General features: G+C 63.3%; 12 protein-coding genes. 10 read left to right on the top strand and 2 right to left on the bottom strand.

All coding sequences use genetic code 11. The annotated features are described in order from the left end of the window. Positions 1 to 283 precede the first annotated feature (283 nt). The 6 genes from UNPF46_RS10240 (at position 284) to UNPF46_RS10215 (ending at position 6,593) form a co-directional block, all read left to right on the top strand. Entirely contained in the window at positions 284 to 2,701 is a 2,418-nt protein-coding gene (locus tag UNPF46_RS10240; RefSeq protein WP_181769876.1) for an autotransporter family protein, read from the top strand. A gap of 144 nt (positions 2,702 to 2,845) precedes the next feature. Further along, a complete protein-coding gene (locus UNPF46_RS10235) occupies positions 2,846 to 3,961 on the top strand; it encodes a helix-turn-helix transcriptional regulator (RefSeq protein ID WP_100180498.1) in 1,116 nt (371 codons plus the stop codon). A gap of 108 nt (positions 3,962 to 4,069) precedes the next feature. Beyond that, positions 4,070 to 5,188, top strand: a complete 1,119-nt coding sequence (locus tag UNPF46_RS10230) for a helix-turn-helix transcriptional regulator (RefSeq protein ID WP_142249929.1) — start codon at positions 4,070 to 4,072, stop codon at positions 5,186 to 5,188. 250 nt (positions 5,189 to 5,438) lie between these two features. Continuing rightward, on the top strand, positions 5,439 to 5,675 hold the full coding sequence (locus UNPF46_RS10225; RefSeq protein WP_246668627.1) for a hypothetical protein: 237 nt from the start codon (positions 5,439 to 5,441) through the stop codon (positions 5,673 to 5,675). After that, positions 5,614 to 5,850, top strand: a complete 237-nt coding sequence (locus tag UNPF46_RS10220) for a hypothetical protein (protein WP_142249927.1) — start codon at positions 5,614 to 5,616, stop codon at positions 5,848 to 5,850. The genes UNPF46_RS10225 and UNPF46_RS10220 overlap by 62 nt, the downstream gene beginning before the upstream one ends. 14 nt (positions 5,851 to 5,864) lie before the next feature. Beyond that, positions 5,865 to 6,593, top strand: a complete 729-nt coding sequence (locus tag UNPF46_RS10215; protein WP_100180501.1) for a sulfite exporter TauE/SafE family protein — start codon at positions 5,865 to 5,867, stop codon at positions 6,591 to 6,593. A 53-nt stretch (positions 6,594 to 6,646) separates the two neighbouring features. Here UNPF46_RS10215 and UNPF46_RS10210 read toward each other — a convergent pair whose 3' ends face one another. Together UNPF46_RS10210 and UNPF46_RS10205 are read right to left on the bottom strand one after the other, a co-directional pair. Next, the gene (locus UNPF46_RS10210) at positions 6,647 to 9,835 is read right to left on the bottom strand and encodes an efflux RND transporter permease subunit (protein ID WP_100180502.1); all 3,189 of its coding nucleotides are present in this window, start codon (positions 9,833 to 9,835) and stop codon (positions 6,647 to 6,649) included. Positions 9,836 to 10,015: 180 nt separating this feature from the next. Next, positions 10,016 to 11,260 carry an efflux RND transporter periplasmic adaptor subunit gene (locus UNPF46_RS10205; RefSeq protein WP_142249926.1) on the bottom strand — a complete coding sequence of 415 codons (1,245 nt, stop codon included), beginning with the start codon at positions 11,258 to 11,260 and terminating at the stop codon, positions 10,016 to 10,018. A 199-nt stretch (positions 11,261 to 11,459) separates the two neighbouring features. Here UNPF46_RS10205 and UNPF46_RS10200 point away from each other — a divergent pair, with 199 nt between their 5' ends. The 4 genes from UNPF46_RS10200 to UNPF46_RS10185 all read left to right on the top strand — a co-directional run bounded on the left by UNPF46_RS10200 (position 11,460) and on the right by UNPF46_RS10185 (position 16,182). Beyond that, entirely contained in the window at positions 11,460 to 12,062 is a 603-nt protein-coding gene (locus tag UNPF46_RS10200) for a TetR/AcrR family transcriptional regulator (protein ID WP_142249925.1), read from the top strand. A gap of 361 nt (positions 12,063 to 12,423) precedes the next feature. Continuing rightward, positions 12,424 to 14,094, top strand: a complete 1,671-nt coding sequence (locus tag UNPF46_RS10195; RefSeq protein WP_142249924.1) for a hypothetical protein — start codon at positions 12,424 to 12,426, stop codon at positions 14,092 to 14,094. A gap of 133 nt (positions 14,095 to 14,227) precedes the next feature. Then, positions 14,228 to 15,652, top strand: coding sequence for a coiled-coil domain-containing protein (locus UNPF46_RS10190; RefSeq protein ID WP_142249923.1), 1,425 nt, complete (start codon positions 14,228 to 14,230; stop codon positions 15,650 to 15,652). 95 nt (positions 15,653 to 15,747) lie between these two features. Next, positions 15,748 to 16,182, top strand: a complete 435-nt coding sequence (locus tag UNPF46_RS10185; protein ID WP_100180507.1) for a hypothetical protein — start codon at positions 15,748 to 15,750, stop codon at positions 16,180 to 16,182. Positions 16,183 to 16,252: the final 70 nt, after the last annotated feature.

The following is a 16,252-nucleotide window of genomic DNA, read 5'->3' as shown; positions in this document are numbered from 1 at the left end:
AGTGCTGCACGAAGCCGCTTCGGTTCGTTGTGAGACAAAATCCGGTCGCATCAGTCCAAGTCGGCGGCGGTGCTCGTCTGTAGCCTGACGCTCTGCGAATCCAAATTCGCGCGAACCGCCGTTCTTCGATCGGAGGAGGTGGACGAGGCATAGCTTTGACGAGGGACTGGGAATGATCGGGTTGGGCGTGGACGGCGTGGCCCATTGGCGTTCGTTGTGGCGATCGCTACGGCTCTTGGTGCCAGCCGCGGTGGTCGTCCCGGTGTTGACGAGCGAACCCGTCATGGCCGCCTGTACCCCGACGGCGCCAGTCAGCAATGCGACGGTGGTGTGTGCCAGTGACACGGACACCCAGCAGGGCAGCGGTATCGGCTACGGTACGAGCGACGATGACAATAACTCCTATGACATCCGCGCGGGTGTGACCGTCCGCGGAGACGACTTTGGCTTCAAGGTTGGCTTCAACAGCGTTTTCACCAACGCAGGCACGATTAGCGGAACGAATGCGGCGGGTATTACCGGCGGCGACATGACAATCACCAACCTGGAAGGGGCGACGATTACGGGCTTCAACGCCATTACGCCGACGTCAATCGTTCTCAGCAATGCCGGCACGGTCAGAGGCGAGGACAGGGCAATCGACACCAGCGGCAATGCAACCATCACCAACCTCGGGACAGGCCTGATCACGCAGACCCGAATAACGGGCGCCGCGATTTTCTCCGACCGTCTGGCGACGGTGAACAATTCCGGCACGATTGCCGGCCAGGAGGCCGGGATAAGGGCCAGAGATATCAATCTGACGAACCTCGCCGGTGGTGCCGTGACCGCCCACGACAATGCGGTGTTCGCCGGTACGTCTGCCGTCATCGACAATGCCGGGACGATCAGCGCCGACGGCAGTACGGGCGTGGCCATCATTGCGGACACTGGAGATGCAACCGTCCGCAACAGTGGTACGATCGGCGGGACCCAGTCCAGCATCAATGCCAGGAACGGTGCGGCGAACGTCCTGAATAGCGGCACGATCACCAGCGGCTCGACCGTCATCTTCGCCACGACGGTCAACGTGACCAATACCGGACAGATCGTAACGACGCTCGGCTTCGGCATGAGCGGCATCACGGTGAACCTCGACAATTCCGGAGCCGTCACAGCGGATCGCGGCATCAACGCGATCTTCGGCAACGTCAACAATTCCGGGTCGATCGTCGGCCGGAGTGCCGCCGTCAACGCCAACATCGCCAATGTGACGAATACAGGTCTGCTTCAGGGCTCGACCATCAATGGCACCGGCATCTTGACGACCCGGGCGACTGTCAACAATTCCGGAACGATTATCGGCAGGATCGGCATCGAGTCGAGCGATGGATCAAACATCACGAACTCCGGCACGATCACCGGGGCCGGCGGGGTCGCGATCAAGCTTTCCACCAGGGCGGACACGCTGACGCTGCTGCCGGGCTCGAAGATCAATGGCGTGGTCGATTTCGGCTTCGGCAATGACGTCGTCAACGTCAATTTCGTTCCGCTGAGCAGCCGGGTGTCGTCGCTGACGAGCATTCAGCTTCCGACCTTCGTCAACTTCAATGGCATCATCAACACCAACGTCGGAGGCGGGGGCTTCGCTGGCCCGAAGGTCTTTGCCGGCGCCACGCTGGCAACCCTCGACCCCACCGCGCTGGCGCAGACCGACCGCACGTTGATGGATTTCACCGGCGGCGTCTCCTCGCTGGTGCAGGGCCGCCTGAGCGGCGGCGCAGGCCCCGCCGGCAGCAACATGATGGCGATGGCCTACGCGCCTGAGACGGCGCAGGCCGGTCCCTTCACCAAGGCACCGCGCAGCGTCTGGACCGATCCGGCGCCGATCACGGTCTGGGCCAACAGCTTTGGCGGCCAGCGCATCCAGGACGAGACGACCTCCACGCTTCGGGCGACCTCGACGGCCTGGGGCGGGGCGATCGGCGTCGACCGCAAGGTGCGGCCGGACTGGCTGGTCGGCGCCTTCCTCGGCGGCGGGCAGGGCGGCCTCTCGGTCGACCTCAATTCACAGTCGGTCGATACCAATTACGTGTTCGCCGGCGCCTACAGCCGCTTCGAATGGGCCTCGCAGTTCTTCGATGTCACGATCCAGGGCGGCAACGCCGACAACAGGTCGCGCCGCCTGGTGCTGAACAATGCCGCGGCCGGTGGCATGGAGACCGCGACCGCAAGCTACAGCGGCTGGTACCTCAGCCCGGAAGTGGCCTATGGCTCCAGGCTCAACATCGGCAATGGCTATGTGCTGACGCCGACGGCGCGGCTGCGCTATGTCGCCGGCCGCTTCGACGGCTACAGCGAGAGCGGCTCGGCGCAGGGACTGTCGGTCGGCGGCCGCACGCTGCAGGATTTCGAGGAGCGAGGCGAAGTCGACCTGTCTCGCGTCACGAGCCTCGCCGGCGGCGAGCTCAAGGCCAACATCCATGGCGGCGTGATTGCGCTGCAGCGCGCCGGCGACACCACCATCAACACGGTGCTGCTTGGCCAGAACCTGTCCTTCGTGACGCCGGGCAGCCGCAGCACCGTCGGTGCCGTGGCCGGCCTCGGCTTCGACTATCGCACCGGGCCCAACGTGTCCGTGTTCGGTGCGGTCGAGGGCGCGATGATGTCCGACCAGAGCCGCACCGGCTCTGCCAAGGGCGGGGTCCGCGTCGCGTTCTGAGCCGGCATCAGCCCTGGCGGCTCGAACACGGCGCGCGCCGGCCGGGTCCATCCGCCCGGCCGGCGCCTCCTCCGATCGGAGGATGTCGCATGCTGCGGCTGTGCTAGTCTGGCTCGCATTGATCATTCAGTGCCATTTCGAGTCATGCCTGGACCACAGAATCTGCCCGACCTCGTCGAGTCCATCTATGATGCCGGGATCGATCCGTGGCGCTGGAATGATGCTGTCGCCGGTATTCGCGATTTCGTCGGCGGCAAGGCTTGCGGCGTGTTCTCGAAGGATTCGATCAGCAAATCCGGCGTGACCCATTATTATTGCGGGGCGGACCCGCATTTCATCCAGCTCTATGCCGACACGCATTCGAAGTTCGATCCGCTCACGGTTCTGCCGCCACACGGAAAGGTTGTGACCGTTCCCGAACTCGTCGAATTCGAAGAATATCGCAAGGGGCGCTTCTACCAGGAATGGATGCAGCCGCAGGGCTGCAGCGATGCGGCCAACGTCGTGCTCGAGATGTCGAATCCAAGCTGTCCGGTGATGATGACCGTGCTGTCGGGCCGCCGCATGGTTGATCCCGGCATGAAGCATCGGCTCTCGCTCCTCGTCCCGCACGCCAGCCGCGCGCTGCTGATCAACCGCGCCATGACTGCTCAATTGACGCTGGAGACCGCACTGGCCGATGTGCTCGACAATTTGACGGCCGGAATCTTCCTGCTCGATGCCTTTTGCCGGCTGGTCCATGCGAATTCGGCCGGTCGTGTCCTGCTCGCGGCGGATGACGTGGTCCGGACCGTCGCCGGTCAGTTCGTGACCAGCAGCGCAGACGCCAATCGGACGTTACGCGACGCGTTTGCCGGCCGCGACGGTGCGCCGCCCGGTGCAAGCAGCGATGCCATGCCGCTGCTGGCGCGTACGGGGGAGCGCTACGTCGCGCATATGCTGCCGCTATCGTCCGTGCTGCGCAACGCCGGCGAGCGCGTCGTCGATGCCGCCGGCGCGCTGCTTGTGCGCAAGGTATCGCTCGGCGGACAATCATATGGCGAATTGATCGCGCGGACCTTCGAGCTGACGCCGGCGGAGCTCCGCGTGCTGCTGTCGATCGTCGAGGTCGGCGGCATTCCGGAGACGGCAGCAGCGCTGGGCGTCGCGGAAACTACGGCGAAGACGCATCTGCATCGCGTCTTCGCCAAGACCGGCGTTTCCCGCCAAGTCGATCTCGTCAAGCTCGCGGCGGGATTTGCCAATCCGTTCGTCAATTGATCGGTCAATCGGTGCTGGATTTGAACCTTTTGTCGCCGTGACAGACTCATTTTAGCCGCCGGGCGAAGAACATTTCCGCAGCTTGCGCGTCTGACCATGGCTCTTCGGATGTCCCGAGTTCCCAAGCATTCCGAGCTGATCGAGAGCATCTACGATGCAGGGCTCCACCCTGAGTTGTGGAGCGATGTCGTGGTCATGCTCAATTCGTTCATCGGCAGCCAGGCCTGTGGCCTGATCTCGAAGGATACGGTCAGCAAGTCGGGCGCAACCCACTATTACTGCGGGGTCGATCCGCACTACATCCAGCTCTATTCCGAGACTTACTCGCGCTACGATCCGCTCGCCCGGCTTCCGCGGTACGGCGAGGTGCGCAACATTCCGGACCTCGTGAATTTCGACGAGTACCGCCGCGGCCGCTTTTACCAGGAATGGCTCCGTCCTCAGGGCTGCGTCGACGTTGCCAACGTCGTGCTGGAGCAGTCGAAGTCGCCGTGCCCGATGTTGATGACCGTCATCCCGGGCAGGGAGATGCTCGACCGCGAGCAACGCGCGCGCATGCAATCCCTCGTTCCGCACGCGAGCCGGGCGCTGCTGATCAACCGCGCGATCGAGCGGAAGCAGCAGCGCGCGACCGCGCTGGCCGACGTCGTGGATCAGCTGAATGCCGGCGTCATCCTGCTCGATTCGACCTGCCGCATCGTTCACAGCAATCCGGCCGCGGAGACGATCCTCGCGGCTGACGACGTCCTGCGTTCCATGGCTGGCCGGCTCGTGACGAGATCCTCGGAGGCGAATCTCGCCTTGCGCAACATCTTCCGTGATCCGGCAGAGGTGGCCGTGGCGGCGGCGATGGGGCGGAAGATTCCGCTGACGGCGCATGACGGATCGCACTACGTCGCCCACGTGATTGCATTGCCGTCGCTGCTGCGCGACGGCGCGACGGAGCGCACATCGGCGGTCGGTGCCTTGCTCGTCTGGAAGGCGGAACTCGACAGTCGCTCATGCGCCGGCCTGATCGACCGCGCGTTCGAGCTGACGCCGGCGGAATTGCGGGTCCTGCAGTCGATCGTCGAGGTCGGCGGCGTGCCGGAGACCGCGGCGGCATTGGGGATCGCGGAGACGACGGTGAAGACGCATCTGCATCGCGTCTTCGCCAAGACCGGCGTTTCCCGTCAGGCCGATCTGGTCAAGCTCGCCGCGGGATTTTCCAATCCGCTGCTGCATTGATGCGCATCGAGGGCGAGCCGCATCGCCGCAGCGCGCGATAGGTTCAAGCCGAACACATCATGATGAAGTGACCGCGCGTCATTCGATCGAATGACGCGTTTTTTTGCGTTCTGATCTAGTGACCAGTCACACGATTTCTTGTTCGACCGATCAGTTCCTCTGTGAAGCAACTCACAGCGGGTTGGAGTGAAGCCCACCAATCTCTCGCACGGGTTGAGAGGAGGTCGTCATGCGAAGGACGTCATTTGTCATGGTCGACAAGTTCCGCGACATCGTCGCTCGCGTCGGCGCCGTGTTTCACGAGCAGCGCAGAATCGAGGCGCAGCGCGCATTGCGGCGCTATCACCATTTGCTGGCCCGGCCGGACGAAACATTGCCTTTGAACGAGATCGTCTCGGTCAGCAGGGAAGAGGATATTTCGAGAAATGCCCACGGATCTGATGTGCGCGAAACAGCCGCCGGCCACCCGGCCTTCGAACGCGCGTAATTTCAACATCGTTGCAATCGCGCTGACCGCGGCGCTCGTCGCTCTTCAACTGGTCGGCCTGGCAATTCTGGAACGATCCCACGCCCACGCGATGCACGCATCGTTCCCGCACGAGGCAGCGGTCTGCCCCGAGGGCCTTGCTGCCGCCGACGTTCCGCAGATTCCCTACGATTGACCGGAGGACGGTCCGTGCCTGATGTCGCGACTCTGATTCTGCTTAGCGTTGCCGTGTTTGCCGGCGCCTTCGTCTCGGGGCTTTCGGGCTTCGCGTTTTCGGCCGTCGCAGGCGCGATCCTGCTGCGCGTGTTCCAGCCGCTCGAAGCCGTGCCGCTGATGATGGCCTGCAGCATCGGCGTGCAGGCGACCAATCTGTGGGCGCTCCGGCGCAACATCCGCTGGGAAGGCAGCCTGATGCTGATCGTCGGCGGATTGATCGGCGTCCCCATCGCGATCTCGCTGCTGCAGTCGACGGACACGCATCTGCTGCGGCGCGGCTTCGGCATCGTCGTCGCGCTGTATGCCGCCTACATGCTGCTGCGGCCGACACTGGTGACCGCCGGCGAAGCCGTCGGCCGTCACTGGGTCGCGCTGATCGGGTTCGGAGGAGGGCTCGTCGGCGGCTTGACGGCGATGCCGGGCGCCGTTCCGACCATCTGGTGCGACATGCGCGGCATGCCCAAGAGCGAGCAGCGCGGCCTGGTGCAGCCCTTCATCGCGGTGATGCAGCTCTTCGCGATCGTGCTGCTGGTCGGGCATCAGGATCTGTCGTCAAAGGTGTTCGTCGACCTCGCAGTCAGCCTGCCGGCGCTGTTCGCCGGCTCCGCGCTGGGCGTGATCGCCTTTCACCGCGTCAACGAGACGGTCTTTCGCAAGACCGTGCTCGTTCTGTTGCTGGTATCGGGGATTTCCCTGATCTAGAGCATGATCCGGAAAAGCGTGAAGCGCTTTTCCGACAAGATCATGCTCCAACTCTAGTGCCCGGCACTCCGGACCGGAGCCGCGCTGATGTCGCTGCCGTGATGCACCAGCGGCTTGTTGCCGGTGATGGTTCGCAGCAGCACGTAGAACACCGGCGTCAGGAACAGGCCGAACACGGTGACGCCGATCATGCCTGAGAACACGGCGACGCCCATGGCGCGCCGCATCTCCGAGCCGGCTCCGGTCGAAAGCACCAGCGGCAGCACGCCCATGATGAACGCCATCGAGGTCATCAAAATCGGGCGTAGCCGCAGGCGGCTCGCCTCGATCGCGGCCCGGATCGGCGTGCGCCCGGCGAATTCGAGCTCGCGCGCGAACTCGACGATCAGGATCGCGTTCTTTGCCGAGAGTCCGACGAGAACGATCAGGCCGATCTGGGTGAAGACGTTGTTGTCGCCCTTGGATATCCAGACGCCGAACATCGCAGCCAAGAGGCCCATCGGCACGATCATGATGATCGAGAGCGGCAAGGTCAGGCTCTCATAGAGCGCCGCCAGCACCAGGAACACCAGCAGGATCGCCAGCGGGAACACCCAGATGCCGGAATTGCCGGCGATGAACTCCTGATAGGTCAGGTCGGTCCATTCGAAGGCAAAGCCGGGCGGCAGCACTTCGGCCGCGATTCGCGTCGCGGCCTCCTGCGCCTGGCCCGACGAGAAGCCGGGCGCCGCCGCCGCGTTGATGTCGGACGACAGGAATCCGTTGTAGCGGATCGCGCGCTCCGGGCCTGCGCTCTGGCGGATCTTGAGCAGCGCCGACAACGGCACCATGTCGCCCGAGGACGAGCGCACCTTCAATTGCCTGATGTCGTCGGCACGGGCGCGGAACGGCGCATCGGCCTGGACCCGGACCGAATAGGTGCGGCCGAACTTGTTGAAGTCGTTGACGTAGTAGGAGCCGAGGTAGATCTGGAGCGTGTTGAACACCTCCGTCACGGGCACGCCGAGCTGAAGCGCCTTGGTGCGGTCGATGTCGGCGAACAGCTGGGGCACGTTGACCTGGAAGCTCGAGAACACGCCGGCGATCTCCGGCGCCTTCTGCATCGCCGCCATGAACGCGTTCGTCGCCTCGTTCAGCGCGTCATAGCCGAGACCGGCGCGGTCCTCGATCTGCAGCTTGAAGCCGCCGATGGTGCCGAGGCCGTTGACCGGCGGCGGCGGGAACATGGCGATGAAGGCTTCCTGGATGCCGGCATACTTCTTGTTCAGCTCGGCCGCGATGGCGTTCCCGCTCAACTCCGCGCCCTTGCGCTCGTCGAACGGCTTCAGCGTCGAGAACACGATGCCGGCATTGGACGAGTTGGTGAAGCCGGAGATCGACAGGCCCGGGAAGGCCACCGAGCTCTCGACACCGGGCTGGGTCAGCGCGATGTCGCTCATCTTGCGGATCACCTCTTCGGTGCGGTCGAGCGTTGCGCCATCGGGCAGCCGCGAGAAGCCGACCAGGTACTGCTTGTCCTGGCCCGGTACGAATCCACCTGGCACCTGCTGGAACAGCAGGGCGGTGAGCCCGACCAGCACCACGTAGAGCCCCATCACGGCAGCCTTGCCGGAGATCACCTTGGTGACGGTGCCGCTGTAGTTCTCCGAGGAGCGGGTGAAGGCCCTGTTGAAGCCGCGGAAGAACCAGCCGAGGCCCTTCTCCATGATCAGCGTCAGCCGGTCCTTCGGCTCGTCGTGTCCCTTGAGCAGCAGCGCCGACAGCGCCGGCGACAGCGTCAGCGAGTTGACCGCGGAGATCACGGTCGAGATCGCGATCGTCAATGCGAACTGCTTGTAGAACTGCCCGGTGAGGCCGGAGATGAAGGCGAGCGGCACGAACACCGCGATCAGCACCATGGCGATCGCGATGATCGGCCCCGACACCTCGCGCATCGCCTGATAGGTGGCATCGCGCGGCGACAGCCCGGCCTCGATGTTGCGCTCGACGTTCTCGACCACGACGATGGCATCGTCGACGACGATGCCGATCGCGAGCACAAGGCCGAACAGGCTGAGCGCGTTGATGGAGAAGCCGAACGCGTGCATCACCGCGAACGTGCCGACGATCGACACTGGCACCGCGAGCAGGGGGATGATCGAGGCGCGCCAGGTCTGCAGGAACAGGATCACGACCAGCACCACCAGCGCGATCGCCTCCAGCAGCGTATGAATCACAGCCTCGATCGACGAGCGCACGAACTGGGTGGGGTCGTAGACGATCTGGTAGGACACGCCCTCAGGCATGTTCTTCTTGATCTCGGCCATGGTTGCGCGGACGTTGTCGGAGATCTGCAGCGCGTTGGAGCCGGGCGCCTGGAAGATCGGGATCGCCACCGCCTGCTTGTTGTCGAGCAGCGAGCGCAGGCCGTATTCGGAGGCGCCGAGCTCGATGCGCGCGAGATCGCGCAGGCGCACGACTTCGCCGCGCGTGCCGGTCTTGACCACGATATCGCCGAACTGATCCTCGTTCGCGAGCCGGCCTTCGGCGTTGACCGAGAGCTGGAGATCGATGCCCTTGACGTTGGGGGAGGAGCCGACCACGCCGGCGGCGGCCTCGACGTTCTGCGCCTGGATCGCCCTGACGATATCGCTCGCGGTCAGGCCGTGCTCGGCGGTCTTCTGCGGATCGACCCAGACCCGCATTGAATAGTCGCCGGCGCCGTAGAGCTGGACGTCGCCGACGCCGTCGATCCGCGCCAGGCGGTCCTTGACGTTGAGCACCGCGTAGTTGCGCAAATACGTCATGTCGTAGCGGCCGTTCGGCGACAGCAGATGCACGACCATGGTGAGGTCCGGCGAGGACTTCTTGGTGATGATGCCGAGCTGGCGCACCACGGCCGGCAGCCGCGGCTCGGCCTGCTGCACGCGGTTCTGCACCAGCTGCGTGGCCTTGTCAGGGTCGGTGCCGAGGCGGAACGTCACCGTCAGCGTCATCGCGCCGTCGGTGGTCGCCTGGCTCGACATGTAGAGCATGTTCTCGACGCCGTTGATCTGCTCCTCGATCGGCGTCGCCACCGTCTCCGCGATCACCTTGGGGTTCGCGCCGGGATAGGTCGCACGCACCACGACGGAGGGCGGCACCACGTCCGGGTATTCCGAGATCGGCATCGCAAACAGCGAGATCAGCCCGGCGAGGAAGATCAGGACGGAGAGGACGCCGGCGAAGATCGGACGGTCGATGAAGAATTTTGAAAGATTCATAGTCTTGCCCCTGGGCAATATTCTGTGGTTTCTCCGACAGCCCCACCCGTCATTCCGGGGCGCGCGCATCGCGCGGAGCCCGGAATCCAGAGGTGAGATGCTCGGAGTTCAGTAATTTCGAGATTCTCAGGTGCGCAATGCGCACCGTAGTTCGCGACTTCGTCGCGCCCCGGAATGACGCTAGCGTTGCACCACGTCCTGATCGCTGTGGTTGGAAGCCTGCTGCGGTCCTCGCGCGCCCATCGCCGCCACCTCGGTCTTGAGCAGGGCGCCCGGTCGCACGCGCTGCAGACCGTTCACGACGATGCGGTCGCCGGGCTTCAGACCCGCGGTGACGATGCGCAACCCGTCCACGGCGCCGCCGAGCGTGACCGGCCGATAGACGGCGCGGCTGTCATCGCCCACCGCCATCACGAACTTCTTGTCCTGGTCGGTGCCGATCGCGCGCTCGTCGATCATCACGAGGGTCTGCTGCTTCGGCTGGCCCATGCGCACGCGGGCGAACTGGCCCGGGATCAGGCGCCCGTCCTCGTTCCGGAACACCGCGCGGACGCGGATGGTGCCGCTCTGGCCGTTGACCTGGTTGTCGATCAGCTGGATGTGGCCTTTTGCCGAGAGGCCGCCGGAGGTCGTCATCTCCACCGGGATCTGGTCGAGATTGCCGCGCTGGCCCGAGGCGTCCGCGATCGCGTTCAGCGCATGCAGCACGACTTCTTCGTCCGCATCGAAGGAGGCGTAGATCGGATTGACCGAGACCAGCGAGGTCAGCACCGGGGAGGCGGTGCCGGCGGCGACGAGATTGCCGACGGTTACCTCGATCTTGCCGACGCGGCCGTCCACGGGGGCTCGCACCTCGGTATAGTCGAGATTGAGCTGGGCGGTCTGGAGCGTCGCTTCGGCGGCCTTCACGTTGGCGATCGCTTCGCGATTGGCATTCTCGCGCTGATCGAAATCGCGACGGGTCACGACGGCGTTGCCGACGAGCTGCGCGCCGCGCTCGACCTCGCTTTGGGTGAAGACGACGCGCGCTTTCGCCGCCTCGAGCTGGGCCTTGGCCTTGTCGACCTCCGCCGCGTAAGGCGCCGGGTCGATCTTGAACAGGACGTCCCCGGCCTTTACCAGAGCGCCTTCGGTGAACTTGGTCGCCAGGATCGCACCGGCGACGCGCGGCCGGAGCTCAACGCGATGGATGGCCTCGAGCCGGCCGGAGAAATCGTCCCACAGCGCGGTCTGCTTCGGTTCGATCAGCGCGACGGTGACGGGGACGGCCTGTTCAGCCGCGGCGGCCGTCGCCGTCGCCTGGGCGGCGTGGAAGTAGCGGCCGGTCGCGACCGAGCCGGCGGCGGCAAGGGCGCCGACAATGGCGACGCCGCCGAGAAGGCGGCGGAAACGGCCGGCAGCAGATGTTTCTTGGGAGGGGGGCATTTGCGCGCTCCATATATGTAGTGTTCACTACAGATGTGGAGCTGGATACCGCAGCGCAAGATACTTATGTACCAATCGCAAAGAAAAATGTACGTCGATACCGCGACAATTGGAAGACACAAGAAAAAGAAAGTTAGAACAAATAGATAGGGGGCGGCGTTAGGTTGATGATGCTCGCCGAATCCGAGGAGACAGGCACATGCGCATGGGACGCCCCCGCGAGTTCGACGCCGAAACGGCGTTGGACCAGGCGATGGAAGTGTTTTGGCGCCATGGCTATGAGGGCGCCACGATCGCCCAGCTGACCGAGGCCATGGGCATCAACCCCCCGAGTCTCTATGCCTGCTTCGGTAACAAGGAAGGCCTGCTGAAGGCCGCGCTCGACCGCTACACCAAATTGCGCGGCGCCTGGATGGACGAGGTGGTCGCGGCCCCAACCGCTCGCGAGGTTGCCGAGCGGATGCTGATGGGCATCGCCGACAAGCAGACCGATCCCGCCAATCCGCCCGGCTGCCTGCTGGTGCAGGGCGGCATCGCCTGCGGCACCGGTTCGGAGAACGTCCCCTTCGAGCTCGCCGCCCGCCGCGCCCAGAACGAAGACCAGCTTCGCGACCGTTTTGTTCGCGCCAAGGCGGAAGGTGATCTGAAGCCGTCCTCAGATCCCGCCGCACTCGCGCGCTATGTCTCGGCGGTGTCGGTCGGCATGGGCGTGATGGCATCCTCCGGCGCGGACCGCGAAGCGCTGCGGCAGGTGGCTGATGTCGCCGTGCAGGCGGTCGAGGCGCAGTCGGCGCGGGAGTAGGGCGACCGGCTGCTGTTCCCAGACGGCAATGAGATCATGGCCTTGCGCCCATGCCGGAGTTCCGGTGCGTCCCTGGGTCGACGCGACGCGAGGGAAGCGGAGTAGCATTTGCAGTTGACGAACCGTCCGCACGCCCACGGCGATCGCCTGGGCTTCCGCTCATGACCCGAACATTGAGGAGAGATGAGGGGGCCATACGACGAGCCCGCTCGATCTTCATGCTGATGATTTGAAGCGAATTTAGTTTTGATTGTGCAATCTATATCACACAATCTGCGTTTGTGGATCGCTAAGGTGGCGAAATTGGCACCAAGCAGCTTTTCGCAATTTTCCTATTCATCAAACCAGCAGCGGGTCGATCATGCCTTCAGTCGTGGCGACGACGAGCAAGGCGGCTGTCACTTTGGACGCCGCCAGCGCGACGATGACAATTACCACCCCGGATCAGACTTCCGAAACATACCAGATCGACAAATTTCCCGACGCGGGCTCGACGCTGGTCTCGGCGGCAAAGCAGGAGATCCTCACCGATCTCGACCTTCATGAAATGATCGCCAATCTGTCGCGCGTTTCGGAGCTTCTTTATCTGGCTTACTGCGGCGTCGCGGGAACCCACGTGCAGGCGACGATCTCCGATCGCCGCAAGGTCTTTCTTGATCTTTGTGCCGACTGTGTCACTGCGATGACGAGTTTCGAAACTGCGGGGCGTCGCATCGGCAACGACGTCGCCGAAGCATTTCATTGGCTGGTCAAGGGGCAGGAAAAGCGTGCGATGGACCGGCTCACCAGATCGGGCAAGGAAGCCGCGGCCATGGCGCAAACGGCGCAGGGCCTGGCCGACCGGAGCGCAGCGCTCGGGACCGACGTGCAAAAGGATCAGCACGACACCCTCGAACTCACTGCGTTGGAGCAAGACGCTCTGGCCAAGATTCGCGCAGAGCGCGCGCAGATGGCGGCTGAACAGTCCAAGCAAACGTCGATGAACGAACAACTGGCCGGCAGCATCGCCACGCTCAATGCGCTGTATGAAGACGCCAAATCGCGCGAAGAGAAGGAAGAGGAGCGCGCCTTCATCACGGGCATTGTCAGCAGCGTGACCTCGGGCCTCGGATCGGCGTTCGGCGCTTACACGGCGGCCAAGAACCCGCTCGGAACGGTGGCCGCAAACTTGTCGCGCCAGCCGAACCGGGAAGATCCCGGCCAATCCAGCTCGGGCCAGGAGACCACGGAGCAAACGTCCGGCGAAACATCTGCATCCACCGAGCAGGCCAGTGGTGGTGGCCTCGACACCGGAGCCGCCAACGATACCGCCGCAGACAAAGGCACAGGCGCCAAGAAGAGCGACGGGTCGACGGCCGCCGGCGTTGCCGCAGGTCTCGACGATGCGGGAAAAACCACCAGGCAAATGTCCGAGGATGCCGCAAAGGCGGGCGAGTCGGTTCGCCAGGAGAAGATGAGACTGCTCGACCAGAAATTGGCGCAGGAGGCGTCCAAGCGTGAAATCGTTTCCCACCTTGCGGAGTTGAGCTCGAAACTCGCCTCTTCAGACACTGAGCAGAAGATCCATGAATCAGCTCAGGTGGCGTTGCAAATCGCAGTTTGGGCCTTTGCCAATATCACCACGACCCTGGTCGTGACCAGGCAGTTCTGGGAAAACGTGAAGAAGGCGTGCGATCGTCTGGCCGATTCCGACATCAACACCAAGATCAGCGACGAGTTGGCAAGCGGAGACGATCCAAAGGCGAGGATCGAATACTACCTGAGCGACATGTTCATGCCGTCTGCGATCGCCTATCTCGCGCGTTGGGCGGCGCTGACCGACCTCGGTCGCGAATATAAGGAGGGGTCGATCAAAGCTCGCGACGCCTCCATCGCGAACATCAATCTGTCGCCGAGCATCAGCGAAGCGCGTGCACTGCTCGAGCCGCTGAAGGCCAAGGTCCAGTTGGAATTGGCCAACGACAAGCTCGCCTCCACGGCTCGATCGGACAAAGTGAAAGCCGAATTGGCTCTCCTTGGCTCGACGATTTGATCGGCACGTCGACCTCTTATCCAAATCGCAACCTGCGAGCCGGGCTGCGGATCATCGACCGAAGGCTTTTCCAGCAATCGATCGTCTCTCCTCTCGTCGAGGTCGGAGGCCATCCAGAGGAGGGACGTCAATCATGGGCGATACGGATGTCTATGCCAAACGCGCAAAGAACGTGGTCGACGGCTTGGCCCGCGCGGTCGCACTTTCGCACGCCGGACAGGACGACCAGGCACTCGCCTTGCTGGCGACCCTGAAGCCCGACGTCGCCAGTCTGAGCGAGGCGGCAAAGGGCCTGCACGAAGTCGTCAAGACCGAAGAGGATCTGGCGCAGGCCCGGCTTCACGCGGTCACCGAAGCGATCGCCTCGACCATTGATGCGGAGGCTGTCGCGAGGTCCCAGATCGATAGCACGCAGGCTGCCCTTGCCGGCGACGTAGCCAAGCTCGAGCAGGCTCAGGTCGACATGGCAAACTACCAGAAGAAAATGACCGAATTGATGTCCCGGATCAGGGAGCTTCAAGACGAGTTGGAAGACAACCAGGACAAGATGAGCAAGTGGTTTTGGGTGCCAGGCTACAACGTCTATTTGGCGGTGCAGAACATCAAGGATCTCATCGAGGGAAAGCAGGGCGAGCTGAATGGCGTCATTCAGAACTTGAGGGACGAGCAATCGAAGCTGCCTGGGCTGCAACGCGATATGGCAAAGTTGGCGGCGGACACCGCTGCACTTCAGGCCAGGCTCAGGGAGCTCGTGGGGGCCGAAAGTGAACTAAAGCAGCACCAGGTCTGGCTCGAAGAAGCCCAGAAAGGCGACTCCGCGCTGGTGGCGACATCGGCCAAAGTGTCTGCATTCTACGATGAGTTGGCCGTTGCGCTCGACGACACGGCGAGCGACCTCGATAGCACGTATCAGATCGCCGCACGGCTTTCGACGGCCGTCGAGGTGCTTGATGACGACGGAAACCTTCGCTCCGGAACGCTGCAGGATGCCGTCCTCTATCTGGCTCGGCATGCCGACGCTGCATCGCGCCGGATTTACGTGTTTCAAAACGTCGACGACGGCGCGCCGCAATACGTCAGCGATGTCGTCATCGGAACCGAGCCGGCGGGCGGATATGACCATGCCGTCTTCGTGATCCCCTTCAAGGTGACCACTCCTTACCATCTTCGTGGTGTGATCATTCCGATGAAGGGGCAGGATATGGTGGTGCAGCTTGCCACCGGACCGAACGTGCCGGAGCCCTCTCAAGTCGTGCGGATTCCGGAGCCGAAAGTTGTCGTCTCGAAGTCCCTTCCCGGGACGACGCCATTCGCATCCCACGATATTCCCCTCCCGGGCGCGTATGTCTTGGTGCCCGGCGAGCAATACTTCGTCATCCTGACGTCGACGAACCTCGATCGGTTTGCCGGAACCTGGACCAATGATGCACGCGCACAGGCGCCGCGCGGCCAGCGTTTTCGCGGCGAGTGGATGATCTGGCCACGCGACGGCCGTGGCGGACCTTCGTTGCGGGTCTACGGGATGACCACGGTCGGAAGCCTGCAGCAGTTCGTCTAGCTGCATCGAGGGCGACTGAAGCGAAGCGCCCTTGGTTCGATGATTTTTCTGAAGAGCCGAGAAGCAGTTCCGGCTAAATAACGGGAGGACGATCGATGAGCATAAATGTGCTTGGTCTCGCCAAAGGAGAGTCCCACAAATACGAGCTTGGCATGGATGGCAGTGCGAACATCACCGGCTCGATCATGTGTATCATGGACGAGAGATTCAAGGAGGGTACAAGCGCCACCGACGCTTGGCAGAAGATTCTCGACGCCGGCGGCAAGAACGACGGAATAACCTATATCATCAACGTTATTAAGTCGGGCAAGCAGTGGGCGTATGTGGGGAAAACGTTGGGTACATTCAAGAGTCGCTACACCAATGGGCCGACGGGAGGACTACTGCAGGTCTTCAAGTTCTACGACCCCAAGGATATTCTCGACTGCACTCTCTACAATGTGAGCCATCCTGCGCTGATGGAAGGGTGGTGTTATCAGGTACTGGCGGCCAAGAAGTATAACGTAACTAACGTCCAGGATCCGTGCTAGCGCTCGCATTTCTCGCGCTTGATACCGTTCCGAGAAGCACGGCGGCACGTTTATCCCGGCAGCTTTCAGC

The sequence above is a fragment of the Bradyrhizobium sp. UNPF46 genome, from assembly GCF_006658625.1.
Lineage (GTDB): Bacteria > Pseudomonadota > Alphaproteobacteria > Rhizobiales > Xanthobacteraceae > Bradyrhizobium > Bradyrhizobium nitroreducens.
This window is presented reverse-complemented; position numbering and strand designations above follow the sequence as displayed.